Source organism: Lamprocystis purpurea DSM 4197 (assembly GCF_000379525.1).
Lineage (GTDB): Bacteria > Pseudomonadota > Gammaproteobacteria > Chromatiales > Chromatiaceae > Thiodictyon > Thiodictyon purpureum.
In genome coordinates this window covers 1-1039 of the sequence record NZ_KB902413.1, presented here as the reverse complement: position 1 = coordinate 1039, position 1039 = coordinate 1, and positions in this window count along the sequence as shown.

The following is a 1039-nucleotide window of genomic DNA, read 5'->3' as shown; positions in this document are numbered from 1 at the left end:
GNNNTAAGCGGCAGAACTTGCCCATTCGGACGCCGCCAACGGCGCGCNCCCNTGCTGCCGGCCGCGGTCATGGGGTCCTCACCTGCCGTCGCCGCGACTGCGCGCCGACGGTGACGAAGTGGCGGCTGCTCGGTCAATGGTCACGGCTGCGATGTTCGTTCAGCCAGGCTTCAATGGTATCGGGATCGAGCCCGCGTAGGCGTTCTTCCGGTGCCAACCCGCGCAGCCGCTTCTCCGGCGTCAATTCCCGCAGCCGATCCTCCGCCACCAGGCGCTCCAGCAGGGCGTGCAGGTGCTTGGGATCAGCCAGAACGTCGCCCAGCAGGGCGTGCAGGTGCTTGGGATCAGCCAGAACGTCGCCCAGCAGGGCGTGCAGGTGCTTGGGATTAGCCAGGACGTCGCCCAGCAGGGCGTGCAGGTGCTTGGGATCAGCCAGAACGTCGCCCAGCAGGACGTGCCGGGATTTAGGATCGTCCAGCAGGTCCTTGACTGCTTCGCGTCGGAAGTCCTCAACGGTGTAAGCCATGTCGATCTCCTCCAGGCCAGCGCCGATGGCCAGTTGGTTGCGTAAGAAACGGCCAAGATCGCTGCGCGGGCGATAATGGGTCAAGCCGTAGCGCGTCTGCGTGCGGGCATGGGCGAACATGCCCCAGGGGGCGTTGCGCGGGTGCTGCNCNAACCCATCGAGNACGATNAGGCGCACCGGCAGGGTGCCAACCATCAGCTCATACACNCCNGGNTGNGCGCCCGCGCGCCAGGCGCCCGCCGGNAGTTGCCGNAACAGTTGGCGCGGCTCGCGGGTGGCGATGGCATACCGGCGAAAGTCGCGCGCGGGCCGCAGCGGGTAGGCCCCCGGGGGCTCGGCGAGCGGTTCGTCCGGGTGCTCCGCCGCGGGGCGGGNGCTCCGCAGCGAGACCAGCTTGCGATAGGTGACATAGTGGCTCACCAGTTCTTCCAGCGCCCAGGCGTTGAANGGCTCCGCCGCGGATTTATAGCTCAGGAGATTATGCGCGGCAAGATCGTCAAAGCCATCCGGGAG